Origin of the sequence: Fluviicola sp. (genome assembly GCF_030151805.1) — a bacterium.
In the GTDB taxonomy this organism is placed as follows: domain Bacteria; phylum Bacteroidota; class Bacteroidia; order Flavobacteriales_D; family Crocinitomicaceae; genus Fluviicola.
The window spans coordinates 1-2,513 of sequence record NZ_JASLCN010000194.1; the positions used below are offsets into that span (position 1 = coordinate 1).

Sequence of the window (2,513 nt, forward strand, 5' to 3'; positions counted from 1 at the left end):
CGCTGACGATTATAAAGCTGAAGTTAACGCTTAATCAAGCAATAAAGCATAAAAAAGCCCGATAACATAATTGTTATCGGGCTTTTTTATGCTTTATATGGTGCTTATTCAACTTTCATGATTACTTCAGAGTTGATTTTTTGACCTTCTACTTCCATATCCATTTTAATGGTAGCGGATTTGGTAAAGAATGTAGTAGGATCAGCAATATATGTGCTTATAACACTGCCAATTTTGGTTTCATCCTTGAACATGTCTGCATTACTTTCAATAACATAGCCTTCGGCAGTCTTTTCTACATATTTGTTTACAGCCTTGGTTGTAATACCATTTGACGTTGCTTCAGTAGTCCAGGTATCACCTGGTTTTACAGGTTTATCAGGATATGTTGCAGACATTTCAACGTTTCCAAATGGATTTTGTGCTTCATCAATACCCTCCATTTTAACAACTTTACCTGTTTCAGAGGTAATCATCGTAATTTTTTTACCAATCAATTTCTCAAATTGAGCTCCCATTGCTGCTGCGGTCGGTTCGTCTGATGGATTCTCCGAATCATAACTTATTGTCATCATACCCGCATCAATATCCATTTTTACGGCATCTGTGGTGTTTTCAATTGTATAGTTGGGACTTTCGTATTTAGCGACATTGATTGTACTTTTAGTAGTCATATCCATGATCATACTCTGAGCACCCTCCATATCCATTTTCATCGTTGTAACTGCCTTAAATGGTTTGTTTAAAGGAAGCTTCATTTTAAATTCAACCTGTTGAGCATTCGACGTGAATGCCGCTGATGTGAGTAAGAATAGGACTAATAATTTTTTCATTTTTTTAGATTTTGTTAACTAAAATACAAATTTTTTCAACAATGTAAAGTCTATCAAAAAATTAATGAAAACCCGTATAGATGGGTTAAATGATTTGAGTCTGGGTGAAAATATATTGCAAAACCTAGGCTAAACCTTTATTACAAACAGATTTCTCTTGTACGTAAGTTCAATCAAAATTCGTGTTAACAACAATGTAATCAACCTTTAGTAATTCCCTGAAAATGAAAAGCCCCAATAGCAATATTGGGGCTTTCAAAATAATATTTTAGGATTTCTTATTTTTTGATGTAAGAAACTTCTTTTACAGCTTTAACAACTTTAGCGATACTTGGCAATGAAGCCTCAACTAAGGTTGGTGCATATCCAAGAGGAACGTCTGCTGAAGTAACGCGTACCACAGGAGCATCTAAATAATCAAATGCATTCTTTTGAACATGGAATGTAATTTCAGAAGAAATAGACGCTAAAGGCCATGCTTCTTCAACAATTACTAAACGATTCGTTTTCTTTACAGATTCGATAATTGCTGGGAAGTCGATAGGACGTACTGAACGTAAGTCGATCAACTCAACGCTAACACCTTCTTTTTCTAATTCCTCAACCGCAGGAATAACAACACGAGGAATCATTTTACCAAATGAAACTACCGTTACTGCTGTTCCTTCTTTCACTACATTGGCTTTACCAATTGGCAGGTAGTATTCCTCTTCAGGAACCTCACCTTTATCACCATACATCACCTCAGACTCCATGAAAATAACTGGATCTGGATCAATAATAGATGATTTTAATAATCCTTTTGCATCATAAGGGTTTGAAGGAACAACCACTTTCAATCCTGGAGTATTTGCATACCAGTTTTCAAAGTTTTGAGAGTGCTGAGCACCTAATTGACCTGCATTTCCCGTAGGACCTCTGAACACAATTGGACAAGAGAATTGTCCACCACTCATTTGGTGAATTTTAGCTGCAGCATTGATTACTTGGTCAATTGCAACTAAGGAGAAGTTGAAAGTCATAAATTCAATGATTGGTTTTAATCCATTCATTGCCGCACCAACACCGATACCTGCAAAACCAAGCTCTGCAATTGGGGTGTCAATAACACGTTTAGCACCAAACTCATCAAGCATTCCTTGACTCACTTTATAGGCACCATTATATTCAGCGACTTCCTCGCCCATTAAAAAGATTGTTTCGTCTTTGCGCATTTCTTCGTTCATTGCTTCCCGAAGCGCTTCTCTGAATTGTATTTCTCTCATCAGTATTACAGATAGTGAATTTTGTTTAGATATGCAAAAATACTATTATTTCTCGAATTTCCGTAGAGGCATTGTACTATTTTCGATGGAATGAGGACTACACAATCGATTTACAAAGGGGATTTTACTGCTGGACAGCAATTACAAAGCGCTCTAGCCATGAATTAAGCTCCTTAACCGCCAAGGGAATGTTCCAGTTTTCTACATTTCTCTTTTCCAATAAGTTGGAAATTGACCTTACTTGGACACAAGGGATCCGCATCTTGTTCGCTGCATAAAAAAAGGCAGCCCCTTCCATGCTCTCCAATAGGGTTAATCCATGCTCCTGCTTGATCTTGGAAATACTATCTTCGGAGCCATGCGACTTATTCACCGTAATGGCATCCATATAGGGTAACTCATAAAATTCCGCCGG

General features: G+C 37.1%; 3 protein-coding genes. All 3 read right to left on the reverse strand.

Annotation, left to right across the window (positions count from 1 at the left end; all coding sequences use genetic code 11):
• Nucleotides 1-104: 104 nt before the first annotated feature.
• Nucleotides 105-833 (reverse strand): DUF6263 family protein, encoded by a 729-nt coding sequence (locus Q1V93_RS07250; protein ID WP_300663254.1) that lies wholly within the window; start codon nucleotides 831-833, stop codon nucleotides 105-107.
• A gap of 278 nt (nucleotides 834-1,111) precedes the next feature.
• Nucleotides 1,112-2,098, reverse strand: coding sequence for a pyruvate dehydrogenase complex E1 component subunit beta (locus Q1V93_RS07255; protein WP_300663255.1), 987 nt, complete (start codon nucleotides 2,096-2,098; stop codon nucleotides 1,112-1,114).
• A 124-nt stretch (nucleotides 2,099-2,222) separates the two neighbouring features.
• The coding region (locus Q1V93_RS07260) for a hypothetical protein (RefSeq protein WP_300663257.1) at nucleotides 2,223-2,513 on the reverse strand (291 nt) is incomplete at its 5' end.